General features: G+C 68.2%; 18 protein-coding genes. 10 read left to right on the top strand and 8 right to left on the bottom strand.

Annotated features, from left to right (window positions below; all coding sequences use genetic code 11):
• The first annotated feature begins 7 nt into the window (after positions 1-7).
• Complete coding sequence (locus tag IAE41_RS05525) at positions 8-742, top strand: AzlC family ABC transporter permease (RefSeq protein WP_200732378.1); 735 nt, start codon at positions 8-10, stop codon at positions 740-742.
• On the top strand, positions 739-1,053 hold the full coding sequence (locus IAE41_RS05520; protein ID WP_200732377.1) for an AzlD family protein: 315 nt from the start codon (positions 739-741) through the stop codon (positions 1,051-1,053). Before IAE41_RS05525 ends, IAE41_RS05520 begins: the two co-directional genes overlap by 4 nt.
• 67 nt (positions 1,054-1,120) lie before the next feature.
• On the opposite strand, the gene glgX is transcribed toward IAE41_RS05520, so the two are convergent.
• Genes glgX through glgA form a run of 7 tightly spaced genes read right to left on the bottom strand, consistent with a single transcriptional unit; the run spans position 1,121 to position 13,253 of the window.
• Entirely contained in the window at positions 1,121-3,241 is a 2,121-nt protein-coding gene (gene glgX / locus IAE41_RS05515) for a glycogen debranching protein GlgX (protein WP_200732376.1), read from the bottom strand.
• On the bottom strand, positions 3,228-3,401 hold the full coding sequence (locus tag IAE41_RS05510) for a DUF2934 domain-containing protein (RefSeq protein ID WP_200732375.1): 174 nt from the start codon (positions 3,399-3,401) through the stop codon (positions 3,228-3,230). The genes glgX and IAE41_RS05510 overlap by 14 nt, the downstream gene beginning before the upstream one ends.
• The gene (gene treY, locus IAE41_RS05505) at positions 3,388-5,928 is read right to left on the bottom strand and encodes a malto-oligosyltrehalose synthase (RefSeq protein ID WP_200732374.1); all 2,541 of its coding nucleotides are present in this window, start codon (positions 5,926-5,928) and stop codon (positions 3,388-3,390) included. The genes IAE41_RS05510 and treY overlap by 14 nt, the downstream gene beginning before the upstream one ends.
• Positions 5,925-7,763: a 4-alpha-glucanotransferase gene (locus IAE41_RS05500; protein WP_200732373.1), complete on the bottom strand. Its 1,839-nt coding sequence runs from the start codon at positions 7,761-7,763 to the stop codon at positions 5,925-5,927. Before IAE41_RS05500 ends, treY begins: the two co-directional genes overlap by 4 nt.
• Positions 7,760-9,481 carry a malto-oligosyltrehalose trehalohydrolase gene (gene treZ, locus IAE41_RS05495; RefSeq protein ID WP_200732372.1) on the bottom strand — a complete coding sequence of 574 codons (1,722 nt, stop codon included), beginning with the start codon at positions 9,479-9,481 and terminating at the stop codon, positions 7,760-7,762. Before treZ ends, IAE41_RS05500 begins: the two co-directional genes overlap by 4 nt.
• Complete coding sequence (gene glgB, locus IAE41_RS05490; protein WP_200732371.1) at positions 9,478-11,712, bottom strand: 1,4-alpha-glucan branching protein GlgB; 2,235 nt, start codon at positions 11,710-11,712, stop codon at positions 9,478-9,480. The genes treZ and glgB overlap by 4 nt, the downstream gene beginning before the upstream one ends.
• Positions 11,709-13,253: a glycogen synthase GlgA gene (gene glgA / locus IAE41_RS05485; protein WP_200732370.1), complete on the bottom strand. Its 1,545-nt coding sequence runs from the start codon at positions 13,251-13,253 to the stop codon at positions 11,709-11,711. The genes glgB and glgA overlap by 4 nt, the downstream gene beginning before the upstream one ends.
• Positions 13,254-13,584: 331 nt before the next feature.
• On the opposite strand from glgA, the gene IAE41_RS05480 reads away from it, so the two are divergent.
• The gene (locus IAE41_RS05480) at positions 13,585-14,013 is read left to right on the top strand and encodes a PAS domain-containing protein (protein WP_200732369.1); all 429 of its coding nucleotides are present in this window, start codon (positions 13,585-13,587) and stop codon (positions 14,011-14,013) included.
• A complete protein-coding gene (locus IAE41_RS05475; protein WP_200732368.1) occupies positions 14,010-15,539 on the top strand; it encodes a sulfite reductase flavoprotein subunit alpha in 1,530 nt (509 codons plus the stop codon). Before IAE41_RS05480 ends, IAE41_RS05475 begins: the two co-directional genes overlap by 4 nt.
• A gap of 144 nt (positions 15,540-15,683) precedes the next feature.
• On the opposite strand, the gene IAE41_RS05470 is transcribed toward IAE41_RS05475, so the two are convergent.
• Positions 15,684-16,490 carry a TOBE domain-containing protein gene (locus IAE41_RS05470; RefSeq protein ID WP_200732367.1) on the bottom strand — a complete coding sequence of 269 codons (807 nt, stop codon included), beginning with the start codon at positions 16,488-16,490 and terminating at the stop codon, positions 15,684-15,686.
• A gap of 183 nt (positions 16,491-16,673) precedes the next feature.
• On the opposite strand from IAE41_RS05470, the gene IAE41_RS05465 reads away from it, so the two are divergent.
• From IAE41_RS05465 to IAE41_RS05440, 6 genes are read left to right on the top strand one after another with little or no spacing between them, the layout of a single operon-like run.
• The gene (locus IAE41_RS05465) at positions 16,674-18,659 is read left to right on the top strand and encodes a TonB-dependent receptor (RefSeq protein WP_200732366.1); all 1,986 of its coding nucleotides are present in this window, start codon (positions 16,674-16,676) and stop codon (positions 18,657-18,659) included.
• A gap of 2 nt (positions 18,660-18,661) precedes the next feature.
• Positions 18,662-19,201 carry a DUF2478 domain-containing protein gene (locus IAE41_RS05460; protein WP_200732365.1) on the top strand — a complete coding sequence of 180 codons (540 nt, stop codon included), beginning with the start codon at positions 18,662-18,664 and terminating at the stop codon, positions 19,199-19,201.
• Positions 19,162-20,235 carry an iron ABC transporter substrate-binding protein gene (locus IAE41_RS05455; protein WP_325166981.1) on the top strand — a complete coding sequence of 358 codons (1,074 nt, stop codon included), beginning with the start codon at positions 19,162-19,164 and terminating at the stop codon, positions 20,233-20,235. Before IAE41_RS05460 ends, IAE41_RS05455 begins: the two co-directional genes overlap by 40 nt.
• 47 nt (positions 20,236-20,282) lie before the next feature.
• Complete coding sequence (locus IAE41_RS05450; protein WP_234458323.1) at positions 20,283-21,251, top strand: iron ABC transporter permease; 969 nt, start codon at positions 20,283-20,285, stop codon at positions 21,249-21,251.
• Complete coding sequence (locus IAE41_RS05445; RefSeq protein ID WP_200732363.1) at positions 21,248-22,018, top strand: ABC transporter ATP-binding protein; 771 nt, start codon at positions 21,248-21,250, stop codon at positions 22,016-22,018. The genes IAE41_RS05450 and IAE41_RS05445 overlap by 4 nt, the downstream gene beginning before the upstream one ends.
• 2 nt (positions 22,019-22,020) lie before the next feature.
• A complete protein-coding gene (locus IAE41_RS05440; RefSeq protein ID WP_200732362.1) occupies positions 22,021-22,821 on the top strand; it encodes a class I SAM-dependent methyltransferase in 801 nt (266 codons plus the stop codon).
• The last annotated feature ends 121 nt before the right edge of the window (positions 22,822-22,942 follow it).

Here is a 22,942-nt window from a genome sequence, read left to right as displayed (position 1 = left end):
TCGCTCCATGGACGCCCGCACCACCCTGCCCCTGCCCGACCCCGCCTGCGACACTGCGCCCCGCGCCGAATTCCTGCGTGGCCTGCGCGCCGCCATCCCGGTAATGATCGGCTTCCTTCCCTTTGCCCTGGTGCTGGGCGCCCAGGCCGCGCAGAGGGGCCTGACCGCGCTGGAAGTGCCGCTGATGACCGGCCTCAATTTCGCAGGCGGCTCCGAATTCGCCGCGGTGGAACTGTGGACCTCGCCGCCGCACATTGCCTTGATCGTGGCCATCACCGCCCTGGTCAACAGCCGCCACCTGCTGATGGGCGCCAGCCTCGCCCCCTTGCTGCAGCAGTTGCCGCGGCGCCGGGTCCTGCCCGCGCTGTTCTTCATGTGCGATGAAAGCTGGGCGCTGGGCGTGGCCGATGCACGGCACCGTGGGCGCGGCTTCAGCCTGGCCTATTACCTGGGAGTCTCGGCGGGGCTGTACACGGTCTGGGTGGTGTTCACCACGCTGGGCGCGCTGGTCGGGCCGCTGCTGGGCGACATCCACGCCTATGGGTTCGACATGGCCTTCCCGGCCGTGTTCCTGGTGCTGCTGCGCGGCATGTGGCAGGGCATGAAGGCCGCTCGCCCCTGGCTGGTCAGCCTGCTGGTGGCCGCAGGCACCTACCTGCTGGTGCCCGGCGCGTGGTACGTGGCCAGCGGTGCGCTGGCCGGGCTTGCCGCCGCGTGGCTGCTGGCGGAGGACGCGGCATGATCCTCGGCGGACTGATCCACTGGACCTCGTTGCTGACCATCGTGCTGATGGCGGCCGTGACCTACCTCACCCGCATCCTTGGCTACCTGGCCCTGCGCAACCGCACCCTCAGCAAGCGCGCGGTCACGGTGATGGAAGCGGCGCCGGGCTGCGTGCTGATCTCGGTGATCGCACCGGACTTCGTTTCCAGCCACTCGGCCGATCTTGCCGCGCTGGCGATCACCCTGCTGGCTGCCACGCGGTGGTCGATGCTGCCGACGGTGCTGATCGGTGTGGTTTCTGCGGGAGTACTGCGCCAGGTGATGGGGTGAACGGCCCGCCGGGCATGGCCCGGCGCAACCCAGGCTGCGGCCCCGGGCCACGCCCGGCGCCACACCATCACCCTGCGCTGCTGGAGGCCAGCAGGCACAGGCTCCGCGCAGGCAGCGTCCACTGCCCTTCCTCGTCCATCTCCAGTGGCGCATCGTCGGTCTGCAGCACCACGCGACGGAACGACAGCGTCTCGTCGGACGGCCAGAACCGCTGTGCCTGGTCACCCGGGTTCAACAGCAGGGCCAGGCTGACATGACGGCCTGGCTCACGCAGCCCGCTGTCCGGGCTGCGTCCGTCCAGCACGATCAGCAACGCCCGCTGCGCCGGGTTGTGCCAATCCCCTTCGCCCATGGGCTGCCCATCGGGCCTGCGCCATTCAATATCGCGCATTCCAAGCGATTCGTCGTAGTCGCCGGTAAGGAAACGGTTGCGGCGCAGCAGCCCGTAGCGGCGACGCAGTGCCAGAGCACGCCGTACGAAGGCCGCCTGCGCCTGCGCACCCGGCTGCGCCGCACGCTCCCAGTCAATCCAGCTCAGCGGATTGTCCTGGCAATAGGCGTTGTTGTTGCCCTGCTGCGAATGACCAAACTCATCGCCCGCCAGCAGCATTGGCGTACCTTGTGCGAGCAGCAGCGTACCGAGCAGATTGCGCATCTGCCGCGAACGCACGGCGAGGATGCCCTCATCGTCCGTATCGCCTTCCACGCCGTGGTTGCACGACAGGTTGTGGGAATGGCCATCGCGGTTGTCCTCGCCATTGGCCTCATTGTGGCGGTCGTTGTAGCTCACCAGATCGTGCAGGGTGTAGCCATCGTGCGCGGTGACCAGATTGATGCTGGCCGACGGCCGACGGCCGTGATGGTCGAACAGATCGGCAGAACCGGTGAACCGCGCCGCGAATTCCGGCAACTGGCCGGCATCCCCGCGCCATAGCGCGCGGGTGGTGTCACGGAACCGGTCATTCCACTCGGCCCAGCCGGGTGGGAACTGCCCCAGCTGGTAGCCGCCGGGCCCGATGTCCCATGGCTCGGCAATCAGCTTCACCTGGCTGAGCACCGGATCCTGGCGCACCGCATCGAGGAAGCTGCCCGACGGGTCAAAGCCGTGCCGCTCGCGGCCGAGGATGGTGGCGAGGTCGAAGCGGAAGCCATCGACGCGCATCTCGGTCACCCAGTACCGCAGCGAATCCATCACCATGCGCAGCGCGCCGGCGTTGGTCAGGTCGAAGGTATTGCCCGTGCCGGTGTCATTGATATAGAAGCGGCGATCATCGGCCAGGCGATAGTAGCTGGCATTGTCGATGCCCTTGAACGAGAGCGTCGGCCCAAGCTCATTGCCTTCAGCGGTATGGTTGTAGACCACGTCCAGAATGACCTCGATGCCTGCACTGTGCAGCCGGGCGATCATCTGCTTGAACTCGGCCACCGTCTCCAGCGACAGGTAGCGCGGCTGCGGCGCGAAGAAGCCGATCGTGTTGTAGCCCCAGTAGTTGCGCAGGCCGCGCTCCAGCAATTGCTGGTCGTCCACATAGGCGTGCACCGGCAGCAGCTCGATGGCCGTGACGCCCAGATGCACCAGATGGTCCACCACCGCATCATGCCGCAGCGCCGAGAACGTGCCGCGCTCGGCAGGGGGGACGCCGGGATGCTGCATGGTCAGGCCGCGCACATGCGCCTCGTAGATGACCGAGCGATCCCACGGCGTAGCGGGCGCGCGCTCGCTGCCCCAGCTGAAGGCCGGGTCGATCACCGCGCAGCGCGGCATGTACGGAGCGCTGTCGCGGCGGTCGAAGCTCAGATCGGCATCGCGGTGTCCCAGCGTATAGCCGAACAGGTGCGGCGCCCATTTGATCTCGCCCACGATCTGCTTTGCATACGGGTCCAGCAGCAGCTTGTTCGGATTGAAACGGTGCCCATCCTGCGGCGCATAGGGGCCATGCACGCGGTAACCATAGCGCTGGCCCGGGCGCACATCCGGCAGATAGCCGTGCCACACCTCGTTGGTGTACTCCGGAAGCGCGATGCGCTCGATCTCGCGATTGCGCGCATCGAACAGGCACAGCTCCACCTTGGTGGCATGCCGCGAGTACAGCGCGAAATTCACCCCCAGCCCATCCCAGGTCGCGCCCAGCGGGAACGGCCTGCCCTCGCGCACACGCGAGGTCTGTGTCCACTTACGGGTTGCCATCGTTCTCGTCCTCACCCGCATGAAGGGCTGCAATTTCTGCTTCCACAAGGCGCTCGGCCATATGCCAATGGCGCTGCTGCTGATCATCGGGGCGGCCCTCGGCCTCCCAGATCTGGTGCGCCAGCATCTCGATACGGCGGCGTCGTTCACTGCTGTCCATCTGCCCCACTCTCCTGGCTGATCCACACCGCCACGGGACTGCCGGCAAACAGCAGCGCGGCCGAGGCGGAACCGTTGAAAACTTCCGTGCGACCGTCCAGCACGTTGCGCATCGTCCGGTGCGGCACCACCGCGGCAGCCGTCGCATCGTCGTCCTGCCAGGCCAGACCCGGCCCCGGGCATCGCGCGACGCTCGCCCTGCGTACCGCCACCAACAGCGCCTGCCCGGCGTGCTCACGCACGAAGACCAGGCGATCCGATGCAGGGTTGGGCAGGCCATGCAGGGTGCCTTGCAGGAACAGCGCAGGGTGCTCGTGCCGCAGCCGCAACAGCAGCGAAAGCAGGCGCATCTTGGGCGCTCCTTCGCGCCAGTCCTGCAGCAACTGCGGCCACGATCGATCATCAGCCAACGCCTGTGCGCGCTGCGCGAAATCCACGGGGCGCCGGTTATCCGGATCCACCAGACTGAGGTCCCAGAACTCCGTGCCCTGGTAGATATCGGGAACACCCGGAAGGCACAGCTGCAGACACAATTGCGCCAGTCCGTTGCTCGCGCCGGCGGTCGCTAGTGTCCTCACGAACTCAGCCAGTGCATCGCGCACGCCCTGCAGTTCGTTGGCGTGCGTCAAATCTTGCAGCCACTGCTGCGCGGCATCTTCGACGGCGAGATCGGGATCGAGCCAGTTGCTGATCCGCTTGCCTTCCCGCAGTGCCTTGCGCAGCCACTGGTCCATGCGGTGAGGGAAGTCCGCTGCGGGCGCACCGCGCATCGGCCACGCGCCGACCAGCGCCTGCCACAGTGCATAGCTTTCGGCGGCGGGCAATGGCATCGGCATGGCTGCTGCCGCGCACTGCCGCTCCCACTCGGCCAGCGCTGACTGCCATGCCCCGACGTCGGCGCTGATCAGCGCCAGTCGGGCACGCGCATCCGGGCCGCGCTTGTGATCATGCGTGGCCAGGGCAAGCATGGCCTGCGGGTGCTGGTTCCCGCGGGCCTGGGCCAACGCAAGCATTGCCTCGCTGGCAAGGCCGACCCGCTGCGGATCACTGCCTACCTCGTTGCGTGACAGGAGCCGGTAGTAGCGATAGAAAGCCGTATCTTCCACCGCCTTGGCATTGAGCGGTGCCGACAGCTGGCCAAACCGCACGCGCAGTCCGTGGCCCTCCGGCGACTGCAGGGCGTCCACCAGAAGACACAGCGCCGCGCGTCCCGACGCATCAAGTTGCTGCGCTGCGGCTGCGTCGGCCCGCCTCAGCATGTCCCGCTCTGGTTGCGTCTGCAACGCATAGGGTCGATAGACCGGGTAATGGCGCAGAAGCGCACACACCGCCCTGCGCAGCATCGCATCGCTGAGGTCGCTACGGGCGGCTGCTTCACCGATCGCCTGCTTCACGGTGCGCATCAGGCGCTGCAGGTCCGCGTGCAGCGATCCATCCAGGAGCGCATCGCGGGCCGCCAGCTGCACCGCGTCCAGGCTGCGCGGGTCACCCGAGCGTGCCTGCCACTCTCCATTCAGCGATTCTGCAGCCTCCTGCTCATGCAGCCAGGCACCGGCCTGATCCATGAAGTCGTAGCCGGTGGTACCGTCACAGGCCCAGTCCGCAGGCAGTGCCTCACTCTCGGCGAGGATCTTCTCCACGTGCAGAGTGATGTCTGCGCCCCGGCGTCCGCCTGCTTCTGCGGCCTGATCGAGGTGTGCGCGCAGCCGCCCAAGGTATGCACCCGGGTCGGCCAGGCCATCAATGTGATCGATCCGCAGGCCGTCGACCCAGCCTTCGCCCACCAGCCGAAGCGGCAGCGCGTGTACGGCAGCGAAGACATCCTCCCGCTCGACCCGCAGTGCGGCCAAGGAGGTGATGTCGAAGAATCGCCGGTAATTGACCTGGTCCCCTGCGCTCCGCCACCACGCAAGGTGGTAGTGCTGCCGCTGCAGGAGCGCATGCATCCGCTCCGCTGAGCGGTTGCAACGTTCAATCCAGCCCTGCCGAACACCGTGATGCAGCGGATAGCTGCGCGGTGACAGGGGCAGGCGCAGGTCATGGTGGTAAAGGTACGGTTGATCGCCACCGTCCTCAATGCGCACGACGCCCGCCTGTACTGCCTCCTGCAGCGGCCGGTCCAGCACCGGCAGCCACAGCCGCTCACCGCCGCTGGCGGCATCCCAGTCAATGTCGAACCACTGTGCGTACCGGCTGCGCCGACCGTGCATCAGCACATCCGACCACCAGGGGTTCTGCGGCGCGGCCGCCAGATGGTTGGGCACGATGTCCAGAAGCAGGCCCAGGCCGCGCGCACGTGCACGCTGTGCCAGCCGCAGGAATCCGCCCTCCCCGCCCAGCTCTGGATTGATCAGGGTGGGATCGATGCCGTCGTAACCGTGGGTCGAGCCCGGCATCGAGGCTGCAATGGGCGACAGGTAGAGATGGCTGACCCCTAGGTCGGCGAAGTAGTCCACCTGTGCCGCCGCTGCATCGAAATCAAAGCCCTTGTGCAGCTGCAGCCGCGCGGTCGCGCGCAACGCGGTCATGGCATGGCTCCACCACGGCCGATGCTGACGCGCTGCAGGCGCGCCTGCAACGCAGGCTCATCCACCTGCAGGGGCATCCGGCGGCGCCAGTTCGGATGGCCGCCGACGGTTCCCGGCAGATTGACCTGTGCGCGCAGGCCCAGAGCGTCCTCCAAAGGAAGCAGGGCCAGCCGAGATGGGGTGCGGGCCAGCAGGTCCAGTGCTTCGTCTTCCACATTGTCTCCATCTATGATCTTTGCCAGTGCCCCTGCATCCTGCCGACGCTGTCCCAGCGCTGCAGGCAGGTCTTCGATTTCGCCCAGGCGCGCCCGCCAGCGCAGGTCGCGCCCACGCAGCCATCCCCCGAGGGGCGGTAGATCATGGGTTGAAGGCATGGCAACGGCATCCCGGCGCCAGCGCGCAGCGGGAAGGAAACCCGACGCATCGCGGGTGAATGGCAGGACATCCACACCGAGCACGCCGCGGGCGGCCAACTGCTGGCGAATACCGTCGGGAACCACGCCCAGGTCCTCGCCGATGACCACGCATCGATGCCGCCAGGATTCCAGCACCAGCAGGTTCAACAGGTCCTGCAGCGGGAACTGCAGATAGACCCCTTCACTGGCCGGCGCGCCCTGGGGCAGCACCCACAACCGGTGCAGGCCCAGAATGTGGTCGATACGCACGCCGCCACGGCTGGCCATGACCGCCCTCAGCAGCGTGATGAAGGGCGCATAGCCCTGCCTGCGCAGCGCAAGCGGTGAGAAGCTGGTGATGCCCCATGCCTGGCCTTGGGTATTGAACGGATCGGGTGGCGCACCCAGCTCCAGGCCCGCCAGCATTGCATGCGATTGCGAGCGCGCCTCGGCGCCTGCAGGCGCGCAACCGATCGCCAGATCGGCAACCAGCCCGATGCCGGCGCCGCTGGCACGCGCTTCGGCATGGACCTGGGCCCAGCAGCGCTGCGCCATCCACTGCGCAAGAGCGTGGTCATCCGCGGTCCCGCTGCGGGCGTCGGCAGCCAGCAGACAATAGTCCTGCAGTGCAGCCCCTGCGTCGGTGCGCCACTGGCAGGCCTCTGCCCACAGCTCGGACTGCGCCTGCTGTAGATGCCGCCGGGTCGAGCACAGCCAGCGCCATTTGACGTCGGCGGCGCCGGGCCAGTCGATACGACGCGCGGTACTAGCCGCTTGCACGGCGCGGGCCAAGGCAGAATCTTCCGCGAGTGCCGCGCGGGCTGCCTCCGGTACGGCCTGCAGAAGCGATGCCTGCAGCGGGTCCAGCCAGCGACGGTCACTGGGCGAATAGGGACTGTAGCCGGCCGTAGGTGGCAAGCCAGCATGCATCGGGCTGAGTGCCAGCGCCTGCCCGCCCTGCTGACGCAGCCGCTGCAGCCAGGGCACGCAACCTGCGCTGTCGCCAATACCGGCATCGCCGGCGCTGCGCAGGCTGTAGACCTGCGCGGCCAATCCCCAGCCGCGGTCGACCTGTGAGGGCCACCATGCCTTCCGTGGCGCGATCGCAACCGCAATGCGACGCGGCCCCTGCTGCCAGTGCCAGTACCCGGGCTGCGAGGGTACGCGCCAGCGTCCATCGCCCTCCTGGCGCGCCACGGTCGCCTGCCCGGCTTCGTCCACCCAGCACGCCGTGCCCACAGCGCTGGGCAGGGCCACGGCCTCGCCGCAGATAGCCGTGTGCAGCGGCCCCCTCACGTCGGCACCATCCGGCTGCAGCGCCTGCAGTACCGCGCGCAGCACCTCCGGTGCCACATCGCACTGGCGCCCGGAAACATCTTCCCACTGCGGTATCAGCCCAGCCGCACGTGCGGCGGCCTGCAGCGCTGCATCGCGGCTCATGCCGGCAGCCAGCGCAGCTGCAGACCACCACCCGGCAGGAGCAACGGGCCGTTCGGCAGGTCAAGCAGCCGTTCTCCATCAGGGAGGGCATGCGCCAGCTCGGCCGGCCCGGCGTTGATGGCAATCCACCACTGTCCCGCCGGCAACTGCCAACCGGCCTGCACCGCGCCCGGGCCCAGCACCTTCGCTCCCAGCGAACGTGCCTGCTCCAGGCCGGGCTGCAGATAGCGCCGGCGCAGGCTGAGCAGTTCGCGGAGCCATCCAAGCGCCTGCTGCGAAGCAAAGCCGTCATCCGGAGGGGGAACGTACGAAGCCTGCAGTGTCGCGGGATCATTCGGGTCGGGAATCAGGGCCCGTGAAGCGGCATCCGCAAATGCACCGAAACCCGCGAATTCACGTCGGCGCCCTTCACGCACCGCCTCGTCCAACGGCGCTTGGTAATCGGTGAAGAACAGGAATGGCGCGGTGGCCTGCCATGGCTCACCCATGAACAGCATGGGCACCATGGGTGTGAGTACGGTCAGCGCGGTGGCCATGCGCAGCGCCTGCGGTTCCAGCAACTGGCTCAGCCGGTCGCCAAAGGCGCGATTGCCCACCTGGTCATGGTTCTGCGCGAACACCACGAAACGGGACGGCGGCAGATCGCCACTGGGCTCACCGCGGGCTTCGCCATGCAGGTCGGGCTCGCCCTGCCAGGCAAAGCCCTCGGCCAGGGTGCGCGCCAGCAACGCTTCGGCGCGCCCGGCGTAAGCGGCGTAGTAGCCCTCATGCTCGCCGGTCAGCAACACATGGAGGGCATTGTGGAAATCATCATTCCACTGCGCCTGGTAGGCACCCCGCAACCAACGGGCCTGGTTGCGCTCGTTTTCCAGCACAAGATGCGCGTGCGGCACCTCGGCACGGATCGCATCGCTCAGCTGCTGCAGGAAGCGGTCGTCATCGATGGCATGCACCGCGTCCAGGCGCAGCCCATCCAACCGGTACTCCTGCAGCCACATCAGCGCATTGTCGATGAAGAAGCGCTGCACCCAGGGCTGCTCGAAGTCGATGGCTTCACCCCACGGGGTACTGCGGCCGCTGTGGAAGAAGGCCTTTGCATACTGCGCCAGGTGGTTGCCCTGCGGGCCAAAGTGGTTGTAGACCACATCCAGCAGCACCGCCAGACCGGCGGCATGGGCCGCATCAACGAAGCGCTTCAGCGCGTCTGGCCCGCCATAGGCCTGCGCAGGCGCATAGGGAAACACACCGTCATAGCCCCAGTTGCGTGTACCAGGAAACTGCGCCACCGGCATCAGCTCGATCGCGGTGATGCCCGTCGCAGCGAGCAGCGGCAGCTGTGCCGTCAATGCAGCGAAGCCGCCGGCCGCCTCCACGTGCGCTTCGTAGATGACCATATCCGACCAGGCCACGCCGCTCCAATCCCGCGTCTGCCAGGCGTAGGCACCGGGCGCCACGACGGCGCTAGGGCCCTCCACGCCCTCCGGCTGCCAGCGCGATGCTGGGTCCGGTACCTCACTGCCATCCGGCAGGCGGTAGCGATAACGGTCGCCATGCGCCGCCGTCGTACGGATCCAATGCAGGCCGTCCGCCTCCCGGCGCATGGGCAATGGTGCGTCACCCAGCACCAGTTCCATCTGCGCGATGTCCGGTGCCCACAACCTGAAATCCACCACGCATTCCGACACTGGCGACGCACCCAGACGACCGACCGCGGTCATGTGACAACCTGGAGGTAGAGCGTGGACATCGGCGGCAGCGTCAAGCGAAGCGACTGCGCATGGCCGTGCATCGGACTGGGTTCTGTCGCCACCGCACCCAGGTTGCCGGCATTGCCGCCGGCATAATGGTGGCTGTCCGTGTTCAACCGCTCCGACCACTGGCCGGCTTCGGGCACGCCAACGCGGTAGCCTTCGCGCAGCACAGGCGTGAAGTTGCTGACCACCAGCATCGCGGGGGCAAAGCCTGCGGGGTCCTGGCGGATGAAGGCGTACACGCTGTTGCGATTATCGTCGGCGACGCTCCAGGCAAACCCGCGCTCGTCACGCTCGTCCCCATGCAGGACAGGCTGCTGCTGCAGCTGTGCGTTGAGGTCACCGACAAGGCGCATCAGCCCTCCCCCCTCGGCCGTCCCGGCCTGATCCCATTCCAGCGCCCGCTGGTGCGCCCATTCGCCGCGCTGGCCGAATTCAGCGCCCATGAACAGCAGTTTGCTGCCCGGGTGGGCCCACATGAAGGCGTAGTAGGCACGCAACTGGGCAAACTGCTGGTTGCGGTCGCCCGCCATCTTGTTCAGCAGCGAACCCTTGCCATGCACCACCTCGTCATGCGAAAGCGGCAGCACGAAGCGCTCGGAAAAGGCGTAGACCAGGCCGAAGCTGATTTCGCTATGGTGGTGCGGGCGATGCACCGGATCGCGCTGCAGGTAGTGCAGCGTGTCGTGCATCCAGCCCATGTTCCATTTGTGGGTGAATCCCAGCCCGCCATCGGCTACCGGGTTGGTAACGCCCGGCCAGGCCGTGCTCTCCTCGGCGATCATCAGCACATCCGGGAAGCGCTCGTGCAGGGTCTGGTTCATGCGCTGCAGGAAGGCCACCGCTTCCAGGTTCTCGCGGCCACCCTGGGCGTTGGGCACCCACTGTCCTTCCGGGCGGCTGTAGTCGCGGTACAGCATGGACGCCACCGCATCCACGCGCAGCCCATCAATGTGGAAACGCTCGATCCACTCCAGTGCGCTGCCCATCAGGTAGGCAGACACCTCGTTGCGGCCATAGTTGTAGATCAGCGTATCCCAGTCGGCGTGCTTGCCTTCGCGCGGGTCGGCGTGCTCGTACAGCGCCGTGCCATCGAAGCGCGCCAGGCCATGGGCATCGTCAGGAAAATGCGCGCTGACCCAATCGACGATCACGCCCAGGCAGGCCTGGTGGCAGCGGTCGACGAAGCGGGCGAATGCCTCCGGGGTGCCGTAGCGCGCCGTTGGCGCGTAGATGCCCAACGGCTGGTAGCCCCACGAGCCCCCGAAGGGGTGCTCACTGATGGGCAGAAGTTCGATGTGGGTGAATCCCAGACCGGTGACGTGGGGAATCAGGCGATCCGCCAGCGCGTCCCAGTCGAGCACGCTGCCGTCTTCGGCACGTTGCCAGGATCCCGCGTGCACCTCATAGATGGATAGCGGCGCAGTGATGCCCAGCTGGCTGCGGCGCTGCAACCACGCCTGGTCGTTCCACTGCAGAGGCTGGGAGGCGACCACCCGCGATGCCGTGGCAGGCGAGCGCTCAGCCCAGCGCGCCATCGGGTCCAGCTTGTCGGGTAGGCTCTGCCCGTCCATGCCGATCAGGCGGAACTTGTAGCAGTCGCCCGGTTTCACCCCGGGAATGAACAGCTCCCACACGCCGGCGGCGTGCCGCAGCCGCATCGGGTGCCGGCGGCCATCCCAGCCATTGAAGTCCCCCACCACCGCCACACGCCGGGCATTGGGTGCCCATACCGCGAAACGTACGCCCTCGACATCCTGCACGGACATCTGCGTTGCGCCCAGGGCGCGGACCGCCTCGGCATCCCCTTGGTGGATACGCTGCAACAGCGCCTCATCCAGCAGCGGGCCGAATGCATAGGCGTCGTGCACCTGCTCGATGCCATCGGGAAGGTGCAACGTGAGCAGCGGGATCCCATCCGCCCCTGCAGGCCCCTCATACAGCCCCGGCAGGGCGGTGGCACGCAAGTCCCAGCGGCTGCCACCCGCCTCGACCACCTCCACCCGCTGCGCGCCCGGCACCAGCACCCGCATGCTGCGGTTACCACTGGCATCAGCATGCGGACCCAGCCAGGCAAAGGCATCGGCCGGGCGACCCTGGACCAGCGCCTGCAGTTCGTGCGCGACCGGCGTGGCCGCGTCGCGCTGCTCTACGCCTTCGTACTCGAACGCCACCGCACCCCGTCCTTCGTCATTCATGCAGCCACCTGGCAGGTCTGCTGGTACAGCGCCAGATAGGCCTTGCCTGCGGTTTCCCATCCGCCTGGACGCAGCATCGCGGCCCGTCGCATCGCATGCATCAATGCCGGCAGGCGGAAGGTGCGCATCGCCCGTTCCACGCAGCGCCGCAGCCCATCAGCATTTGCGCCATGGAACAGGAAACCCGTCACGCCATCCTCGACCGTGTCGACCAGACCACCGGTGGCATGGGCCACCGGCAGGCAACCAAACCGCTGTGCATACATCTGGCTGAGTCCGCATGGCTCGAAGCGCGAGGGCATCAACAGGAAGTCGGCGCCCGCGAACATCTGCCGCGCCAGGCCCTCCTCAAAACCGATGAAGGCCCCGACCCGACCCGGATAGCGCTGCGCGAGCGCCTGCACCTGAGCCTCCACCTGCGGCTCGCCGCCGCCGATCACAACCAACTGGCCACCGGCTGCCACGATCTGCGGGGCAACGTCACAGGTGATATCCAGGCCCTTCTGGTGGACCAGCCGCGAGACCACTGCGAACAGGGGCCCCTGCGAAGGCTGCAGGCCGAATGCCTGGCGCACCGCTTGGGCATTGGCTTCACGCCCGGCGCACTGGCCGATGCTGAAACGGGCCTTGAGGTGAATGTCGCGGCGCGGGTCCCAGCTCGAGTCGATACCGTTGACGATGCCGCTGAGGTGGCCGCCTGCGGCGCGCCGTGCCAGTAGTTCGTGCAGGCCACAGCCATCCTCGGCGGCAGTGATCTGCTGCGCATAGCGCAGGCTGACCGTGTTCAGTCGGGTTGCATTGGCAATGCCGCCCTGCAGGAACGACATGTGGCCGTGGAAATGCAGTTCGTCCAGATGCTCGGCGGGCACACCCAGGGTGGCAGCCAGTGCGAACGGGAACAGGCCCTGATAGGCCAGGTTGTGGATGGTCAGCAGGGTCGGCACTGCCGTGCGATCCCATCGCACATAGGCCGCCGCCATGGCCACCGGCCAGTCATTCAGGTGCAGCAGCTGCGGCTTCCAGTCCAGCCCGGCGCGGCCAGCAGCCAGTTCTGCGGCAGCATGGGACAATGTCGCGAAGCGCACCGCGTTGTCCTGCCATTCGCGGCCCTGCGCATCCACGTAGGGCGAACCCTCTCGTTCATACAGCGCCGGGGACAGCAGCACATAGATGGGAAGCCCATCGTCCTGCAGTGCCATCGCCACGGTGCAGGCCGGCAGCCCGGCGCGTCCTGCGACGCGGCCCACCTCGCGCAGGTGCGGCAAGCGCTGCAGCACTTCGGGGTAGCCCGGCAACAGCACGCGCGCATCACAGCCGCTGCGCACCGCGCGAGGCAGCGCGGCTGCCACATCACCCAGGCCACCGGCCTTGATGAAGTCCGCCATCTCGGTGGCGACGAACAGTACCCGCTGCACCAGCTCCGGCAGTTCGATCGGCTGTGATGGGCCACGACGGGTGCCGATCGGCACGAGGTCGAGGGCGGGCAGGACAGTCTCTGCAACGGGATCGTGCAGGGAATCGGCGACGAGGTCGAGGGCCATGGTGCTTCTCTGAATCAGTCAGGCAGACGCCAGCGGCGCCCCGATGGGCGCTGGTACTGGGAGGGAAGTCGTCGCGGAACGTGGGGGACGTTTGCGTAGGCTCTACGCGACTGTGCACGGTTCCATATCAAACACCCGTGAAGCGATGGCGATTTCTTTGTGACAGCGCGGCATCTGCTCAGTACGCATCGTTGTGTGCAGTGCCTGCGTCACCCGGTCGCAGGGCCCGGCGCGGGCGCACTTGACCAATATCAATCCGCGCCGCGTGCCGTGCGCGTATCTCTATGCAGGAACCCCAACGCCGGCGTCACCGGCATCCAAAGGACCTGCGATGAGCTACTCCCCCGACAACGCCCAGCTGCTGAACGCCATGCAGAACGTCATGGTGATCTCCACCACCGACCTGCAGGGCAACATCACCTATGCCAATGACCTGTTCTGCACGCTTACCGGGTTCGCGCGCGAGGAGCTGATCGGCCAGCCACACAGCATCGTGCGCCACCCTGACGTGCCCAAGGCCGTCTACAAGGATATGTGGGACACCATCAAGGCCGGCAGGACCTGGACCGGCATCGTCCCGAACCTGGGCAAGGGCGGCGTGCTCTACGTGGTCGACACCACCGTGCAGCCGCTGTTCGATGCCGAAGGCAACATCACCTCGTACATCAGCATCCGCCGCGTGGTGAACGACCTGATGCAGAACTACGACCTGGTCGAGTTCAGCAAGGAAAAGTTCGACGACTTCTACGAGGCCGCGTGAACGCCCTCCCGACCAGTACGTCCTTCAGCCGCCTGCTGGTGGGCTTCGCGTCCGAGTCGGGCAATGCCCGCGCCCTGGCCCAGCGCCTGGGCGCGGAGCTGCAGCCGCACGCGCCGCAGGTCCTTCCGTTCAACGATATCGACGTGGCCAGCCTCGGCCACGGCGACGTGCTGCTGGCCATTTCCAGCTCGTTCGGCGACGGCGAACCGCCCGCCAATGGCGAGCAGTTCTTTGAAACGCTGCGCCAGACCCCGATGCTGAGCGGGCTGCGCTACGCCGTGTTCGGCCTGGGCGATACCGGCTACCCCAGTTTCTGTGGCTTCACCAAGGCGCTGGACGCCGCACTGAGCGAGCGCCAGGCGCAGCCGCTGCTGCACCGCGTGGATGCCGATCTCGGCTACGAGCAGTTCTTCCAGCAATGGCAGCCGGTGCTGGGCCAGGTGTTGCGAGGGAACCTGGCCGCCGGCCAGGACCTGCGCCTGCAGGTCACCGCCTACGGCGAAGACAACGCCTTTGCCGCGCCCATCGTTGAGCGCCGCCGCTTGAACAGCAGCGACCCCGCTGCGTGGCACGTGCAGCTCGACATTGCCGGAAGCGGCATGGCCTACCGCGCCGGCGACACCCTGCACGTGGTCCCGGACAACGATCCGTCGCTGCTGCAGGCACTCGCAACGTGGTACGGCAATCCCGCGGCAGTGACGGCACTGCAGGACCGCGAGCTGCGCCTGCCCAGCAAGGGCATGCTGCGCGAACTGGCCCGCCTTGGCGGCAGCGAAACGCTGAAAGGCCTGCTCAAGGTCAGCCAGAAGCGCGAACTGGACGCCTACCTGCATGGCCTGGATGTGCTGGACCTTCTGCAGGACCATGCCACGCCGGACAGCATCCCGCTGGACCGGCTGTGCAGCATCCTTTCGCCGCGCCTGCCGCGCGCCTACTCCATTGCCTCGCACCCCGGCGGCGGCCAGGTAAGCCTGTGCGTGCGCGAGGTGCGATATCACCTTCGCGGCCGCGAGCGTTGCGGCACCGCCACCGGCAGCCTGCTGCACGGTGCCGGCCATGCACGCGTGTACTGCCGGTCCAACCCGGGCTTCCACCTGCCCGACGCTGCCGATGTGCCGCTGCTGATGGTCGGCACCGGTACCGGCATCGCGCCGCTGATGGGCCTGATGCAGGAACTGCAGGCCGGTACGCACGCGCGCGACGTGCACCTGGTGTTCGGCGAGAAGCACCGGCAACACGATTACCTGTACCGCGAACAATTGCAGGACTGGCACGCACAGGGGCTGCTGGCCGGCCTGCATACCGCCTTCTCGCGTGACGGTACCGAAAAGGTCTACGTGCAGCATGTGCTGCAGCAGCGCGCCGATGACGTGCGTGATCTGCTGGCACGTGGCGGCCATCTGTACCTGTGCGGCAACAAGCGGCACCTGGAAGCAGCGGTGCGTGAGGCCATCGATGTGATCGGTGGCGAGGGGCGCTGGGAGACACTGCGCGGTGAAGGCCGCACCCACTGCGAGCTGTATTGACGGCGGGGTCCATTCCGCCGGGCATGGCCCGGCGCTACCACCTGCAGGCGACGCTGCCCTCCGCCGGGCATGGCCCGGCGCTACCACCGGCGGGGCGCCGCTGCCTTTGGTAGCGCCGGGCCGTGCCCGGCGGGATGCGCGCCGTTACATCGGCACGCCGACAATCACGCTTGATGCCTTGAACAGCACCGTGGCCGGGCCGCCTTCCTGCAGCCCCAGTGCGCGGGTGCTGGTGCGGGTGATGATCGCCACCACGGTGCAGCCATGGCCGATATCCACCACGATCTCATCATTCACCGCGCCTTCGGTGATGCGCTCGACCGTGCCACTGAACTGGTTGCGTGCCGAGTACCGCGTGCCATCGCCCTGCGCCACGATCACCGAGGACGCCTTGACCAGCGCATACGCCGGCACCCCCAGGGCCAGGCCCAGCGATTCCACGCTGCCGTGGGTGACGGTGGCGACCACCGCCACGCCGGGCGCGACCTCAATCTGCACTTCGTCATTGACGGCGCCGTTGGCCAGCGCGCTGACGCGCCCGTGGAACTGGTTGCGTGCACTGGTGATCATTCCGATTCTCCGGATCAGGGCCAGATCCTCGTCCAGCCCGGGGGTGGCCTGCAGCGACTGCAGGAATGCGCGGTGCGCACGTTCGACCTGTTCAAAGCGCGCGATCAGCTGCCGGCCACGCTCGGTCAGGCGCGCACCGCCACCACCGCGACCGCCCACGCTGCGCGCGACCAGCGGTTCGCCGGCCGCGGTGTTCATCGCGTCCACCGCATCCCAGGCGTTCTTGTAGGTCATGCCCATGCGCTTGGCGGCCTGGCTGATCGAACCGCAGGCGTCGATCAGGCCCAGCAGGGCGAAGCGCCCGCGTCCGCCCAGGTTCTGCCCGGCGATGCTCAGCCACAGGTTGCCCTGCAGTTCCAGGGTGGGGTCGGCCTCGCTCATCGTGCTCCGTTCCATGCCGCGCGTGCGGGACCCCAGTGTAAGGCGTCGCCGCACCGCACCGGCCTTGATATGAATCAAGGTGCCCATTCACCGCACCGCCGACACTACCCCGGCCGGTCATCAAGTTGACCCCTGCCAACCGTTATATCATCGTGGATATAACGAACCCGAGGACTCGCGAGGATGCGTACCTGTCGTTTCGTTCTACCCCTGTCGTCCCTGCTGCTCCCTCTCTCCGCACATGCCCTCGAGGCGGCCGCGCCGCCCCCGGTATTCACCCTGGGCACGGTTGACGTGCACGCCACCCGCGGCACGTCGGCCACCGTCGCCGAGCGCCGCCTGGATGCCGAACGCATCCAGCAGCTGGACCGCAACACCGTCGGCGAGGCCGTCAGCGTGCTGCCCGGCGTCAGCCTCGCCCGCAACTCGCGCAACGAGGACATGATCTACCTGCGCGGCTTCGATGCGCGCCAGGTGCCGGTGTTCCTGGATGGCATCCCGTTGTACGTGCCCTACGACGGCTATGTGGATTTCGGCCGCTTCACCACCTTCGATCTCGCCGAGATCCAGGTCGCCAGCGGTGGCGCCTCGCTGCTGTATGGCCCCAACATCCTCGGCGGTGCGATCAACCTGGTCAGTCGCCGCCCCGACCGCCCGTTCGAAGGCGATGTGCGCCTGGGCATCGCCGATGGCGGCGAGCGCAAGGCGGCCTTCAACCTTGGCGGCCGCCAGGGCGACTGGTACTACCAGCTGGGCGCATCGATCCTGAAGGCCGATGAATTCCCACTGCCCGACGGCTTCGTCGATTACAAGCGCGTGCCCACCGACACCGGCAGCGACCGCCAGAATGCCCAGCGCGAAGACCGTCGCCTGTCGTTCAAGCTCGGCTACACGCCGCGCGAAGGCGATGAGTACGCCATCGGCTATGCACGCCAGGACGGCGAGAAGGGCAACCCGGTCTACACCGGCACCGCGCGCAGCGGCATCCGCTACTGGCGCTGGCCCTGGTGGGACAAGGACAGCCTGTACTTCATCGGCAACACCGCCCTGGGCGAACACACCACCCTGCGCACGCGCGTCTACCGCGATACCTACGGCAACGGCCTGGATGCCTATACCGATGGCACCTACCAGGTGGCCATGGACAACGCCAGCTTCCCCAGCATCTACGACGACCGCACCGTCGGCGGCTCGGTCACCCTGGCCACCACCGTGCTGCCGCGCCAGGAACTGCAACTGGCGATGCACTACAAGGAAGACAAGCACAGCGAGAGCAATCCGCATTCGCCGACCAGGGACTACCGCGATGTCACCACCTCGGTGGCCATCGAAGACCGCATCGCGCTCACCGATACCTCGCACCTGCGCGTGGGCATCGGCCACGACCGCCGCGAAGCCAAGCGCGTGTACTTCTGGCCGACCGGCAGCACCGACGCCACCAACGGCGTGGTCGAGTACGTGCAGCAGATGGCGCCGGACCAGCAGTGGTACGCCAGCGTCGCGCGGCGCACGCGCTTCCCGACCATCAAGGACCGCTATTCGGCGCGCATGGGTGCGGCCCTGCCCAACCCGGACCTCGACCCCGAGCACGCCACCCATTTCGAACTGGGCCTGCGCGGGCGCTGGCGGGAAGGCGGCCAGCTGCAGGCAGCACTGTTCCAGAGCCGCATCGATGACCTGATCCAGACCGCCATCGTGGCCTCGACCGACTGCGGCGGCAGTACCTGCAACCAGGCGCAGAACATCGGCAAGGCCCGCCACCAGGGCGTGGAACTGGGGCTGCAGCAGCGCTTCGGCGATGACTGGAATCTGCAGGGCAGCTACACCTGGCTGCGCCGCACCAACCTGCAGAACCGCGACGTCGCCCTGCTCGACAGCCCGCGGCAACGCCTGTTCATGGCCCTTGGCTGGCAGATGCTGCCGCAGGTGAAGCTGCAGGCCACGGTGGAAGCCGAACAGGGGCGCAAGGTCAGCTACGCCGACACCGCGCGCCCGGTACGTGCCCTGCCCGGCTACGGCATCGTCGGCCTGAAGGCCAGCTGGGCCCCGCGCGACGCCTTGGATTTCGACGTCGGCGTGCGCAATATCGGCGACAAGTGGTATGAGCTGGCCGATGGCTACCCGATGCCCGGCCGCACCTGGTTCGCCAACGCCAACTGGAGGTTCTGAGCATGGGCACCACCCCGACACCGCGCATCGCCGCGATCGTGCATGACCACAGCGGCGAACCCGATGGGCTGCTGGCCGCGTTCGCCGCGCGCCAGCTGGCTGCCGGGGTGCGCGTGCGCGGGCTGGTGCACCTGCCACACGAATCCACTGCCAACGGCAAGCGCATGGCGCTGATGGACGTGACCGACCCCGGCTCACGCTACCCCATCAGCCAGGCGCTCGGCCCGGCGTCGTGCGGCTGCAATCTGGACCCGGGCGGCATCGCCGATGCCAGCGTCGTACTGCGTCGTGCCCTGCAGGAACCTGCCGAGCTGGCCATCGCCAACCGCTTCGGCACGCTGGAATCGGAAGGCGGCGGCATGGCCGACGAACTGCTGGCGCTGATGATGGCCGACATTCCCGTGTTGACCGCAGTGAAGCTGCCCTACCTGCAGGCCTGGCGCGAATTCACCGGCGGGCTGGCCGCCGAACTGCCCGCCGACGCCGATGCACTGGAGCGCTGGTGGAAGGCCTGCCGCAGCACTCCGGTGGCGGCGGCATGAGGCGGCGTGCGCTGCTGCAGGCCTTCGCGCTGGCACCCCTGCTGGCCGCCAGTGCAGAACTGCTGGCCATGCCCGCCCAGCGCGTGCTGCGCCTGGGTGCGCCGAAGGCCACGCCCTGGCGCGTGTTCGCGGCCGGTCCGCCGGCCGCCGTGCTGATCGCCGCCGTGGCGCCGGACCGCCTGCTCGGCTGGCCGATGAAGGTTTCGCCGGATGCCCTGGCGCAGTTGCCGGCATCGCTGCGCACCCTGCCCGTGGTCGGCCGCCTGGCCGGCCGTGGCAGCACCGTCAGCCTGGAACGCCTGTTGTCGTTGCAGCCGGACCTGGTGCTGGACGCGGGGGATTTCGATGCCAACTACCGCGACGGCGCCGAGCGCGTCTGGAAGCAGACCGCCATCCCCTTCGAGCTGATTGCAGGCCGGCTGCCCGACCATCCCGCGCAGCTGCGCCACGTCGGCAGATTGCTGAGCGTGCCTGCGCGCGGCGAAGCGCTGGCCACGGCCGCCGAAGCACAACTGGCGCTGGTGCGCGAGGTGCTGGCCGCGCGTCCGCCCGCCTCCCGCCCCACCGTCTACTATGGCCGCGGCAGCGATGGCCTGGAGAGCGGCCTGTCCGGCTCCATCAATACCGAGGTGATCGAATTCTGTGGCGGCCGCAACGTGGCGGCGAGTGCCGGCAGCGGTGGCCTGGCTCGGGTGTCGTTCGAGCAGCTGCTGGCCTGGGACCCGGACGTGATCCTGACCCAGGATGCCGGCTTTGCCGCACGTGCCGTGCAGGATCCGCGCTGGCGGGCCCTGCGCGCGGTACGCGAGGGGCGCCTGCACTGCGCGCCGGTGCTGCCGTTCGGCTGGCTGGACGGCCCGCCGGGCATCAACCGCCTGCCAGGCCTGCCCTGGCTGCTGTCCAAGCTGCACCCCGGCGCAGCGCCGGCACTGGCACCGGCCGCACTGCACGCAAGGCTGGCGGCACTGCATCTGCTGTTGTGGGGCCAGCCGTTGCCCGCCGACATCGCACGCCACCTGGACCCGCGCAGCTGATGCGGCGTCCGCTTCCTGGTTGGGCTTGGCATGTGGGTGGCTGGGCCTTGTTGCTGGCGATGCTGCTGGCGGCGTTCTCGGTCGGCCAGTTCCCCGTGCGGCCCGGCGCGCTGCTGCAGGCCATCGGCTGGCAGCTGTTCGGCATCGGCGAGCCCAGTCCTCCGGCAGTGCAGGCCGCGCTCTGGCATATCCGCCTGCCGCGCGTTCTGGCGGCGGTGCTGATCGGCGCGGTGCTCTCTGCTGCCGGCGCGGCTTACCAGGCCATGTTCCGCAACCCGCTGGTCTCGCCGGACATCCTTGGCGTCTCCGCCGGCGCCGGCCTCGGCGCTTCGCTGGGCCTGTTCCTCGGCCTGCCGATGCTGCTGGTCCAGGGCATTGCCTTTGCGGGCGGGCTGGGTGCGGTCGGCCTGGTCTGCATGGTGGCCGCGCTGGTGCGCCGGCATGACCCGGTGCTGGTGCTCGTGCTGGCCGGCGTAGCGGTTTCCGCACTGCTGGGCGCGGGCATTTCGCTGCTGAAGCTGCTGGCCGATCCGTACACCCAGCTGCCGTCCATCACGTTCTGGCTGCTGGGCGGCCTCAACGCGGTGGTCACCGATGATCTGCGGGTAACCGCGCCGCTGCTGCTGATCGGCCTGCTGCCGCTGGTATTGCTGCGCTGGCGGGTCAACCTGCTCAGCCTGGGCGACGAAGAAGCCAGCGCGCTGGGCGTGGCGGTGACGCCGCTGCGCTGGACCTTGATCGCAGCGGCCACGCTGTGCACCGCCGCGGCGGTTTCACTGGCGGGCATCATCGGCTGGGTCGGGCTGGTGGTCCCGCACATCGCCCGTCTGCTGGTCGGCGCGGACTTCCGCCGCCTGCTGCCGGCCAGCCTGCTGCTGGGCGCCAGCTTCCTGCTGGCGGCCGACACGCTGGCACGCATCGTGGCGCCGATCGAACTGCCGCTGGGCATCCTCACCGCCTTCGTCGGCGTGCCCTGCTTCCTGCTGGTGCTGGCGCGCAGCGAGCGTCGTGCATGAGCCCGCCCCCGTCGCTGCTGGATGCAGACGCCCTGGTGATCGGCCATGCCGGGGTGGCACTGGGCCCACCGTTCGCGCTGTCGGTGCAGCCGGGCGAAGTGATGTGCCTGCTCGGCCCCAACGGCTGCGGCAAGACCACCCTGTTCCGTACCCTGCTCGGGCTGCTGCCGCCGGTGGCCGGCGAGGTACGCCTGCTGGGCCAGCCGCTGCGCGGGCTTGACCGCGCCACACGCGCGCGGCGCATGGGCTACGTGCCCCAGGCCGCGCCACTGCCGTTTGCCTGGCGCGTGCGCGACGTGGTGGCGATGGGGCGCGCTGCGCACCTGGGCCTGCTGGCCGCACCCGGCCGCGCCGATGAAGCGATCGCCGAAGACTGCCTGCGCGAACTGGGCCTGCAGGCGCTGGCCGACCGCACAGTGACCACTCTCAGCGGGGGCGAACGGCAGCTGGTGCTGATCGCCCGCGCCCTGGCCCAGCAGGCGCAGCTGCTGGTGATGGACGAACCCACCGCCAGTCTCGATTTCGGCAACCAGCTGCACATCCTCGATACCGTGCGGCGCCTGGCCGGGCGCGGCATCGGCGTGCTGCTGTCCACCCATCAACCGCAGCACGCGCTGCAGGTGGCCGATCGCATCGCGCTGATGTCGGCGGGCAGCCTGACCGCGCTCGGTCGCGCGCAGGAGATCGCCACGCCCGCGCGGCTGGCCGCCCTCTATGGCGTCGATGCTGCCCGCGTCGCCGCCGCACTTCCCGCGTCTGGAGCATGATCGTGAACACCCCGCTTCCCCAGCCCATCGACCACAGTGCCCGCTACCGCCAGCACCTGCTGGCCTGCGGCTTCCAGCCCAAGCCCGCCAGCGCCTGGGACGCGCGGGCGGCACAGTCCAGCTGGAAGCGCCGGCATGATGACTACAGCGAGGCCTTCCTCGCCCGGCTCGATCTCACTGGCATTGCCACCGTGCTGGACGTGGGCTGCGGTCCCGGCCTGCTCAGCCTGCCCATCGCCGCGCAGGTGGAGCACGTGCATGCACTCGACTACAGCAGCGGCATGCTTGATGGACTGCGCGCGGCCATCGAGCGCGACAGCATCGGCAATGTCACGCCGTGGCCGCTGTCCTGGACCGATGACTGGCAGGCCGTGCCGCCCTGCGACCTGGCCATCGCCTCGCGCTCGCTGATGGTGCCCGACCTGGAAGCGGCGCTGCGCCGGCTGGATGCACATGCACGGCAGCGCGCCTGCATCACCTTCGCCACCGGGCCGCGTGCCGGTGTCACGGAACTGGCCGAGCTGCTGGGCCGCGAGTGGGTGCCGATGCCCGATCACCGTTACCCGATCAACATGCTGCTGGACATGGGCCGCGAGCCGCAGGTGGACTACCTGCCCGAATCGGTGCGCGACGTGGACCAGGATGCCGATGGCCTGGTGCGCCAGGCGGTGGACCTGTTCGGTGCAATGGATGAGGACGAGCAGGACCGCGTGCGCGCCTGGCATGCCCGCTCACCGCAGCATCGCTTTGGCATGGCACCGACACGGCGCTGGGCGTTCATCCAGTGGGCGACGGACGGCTGACCGGTAGTGCCGGGCCATGCCCGGCGGATATCCACCGCGCTAACGTTTCTGTAGAGCTGAGCCCACGCTCGGCTGCCGTTGGCGGCAACGCGAAGAGCAGCCGAGCATGGGCTCGGCTCTA

This window comes from Stenotrophomonas sp. S39, from assembly GCF_016624665.1.
Lineage (GTDB): Bacteria > Pseudomonadota > Gammaproteobacteria > Xanthomonadales > Xanthomonadaceae > Stenotrophomonas.
Note: the sequence above shows the minus strand (reverse complement) of the source record. Positions and strands in the feature narration are given on the sequence as shown.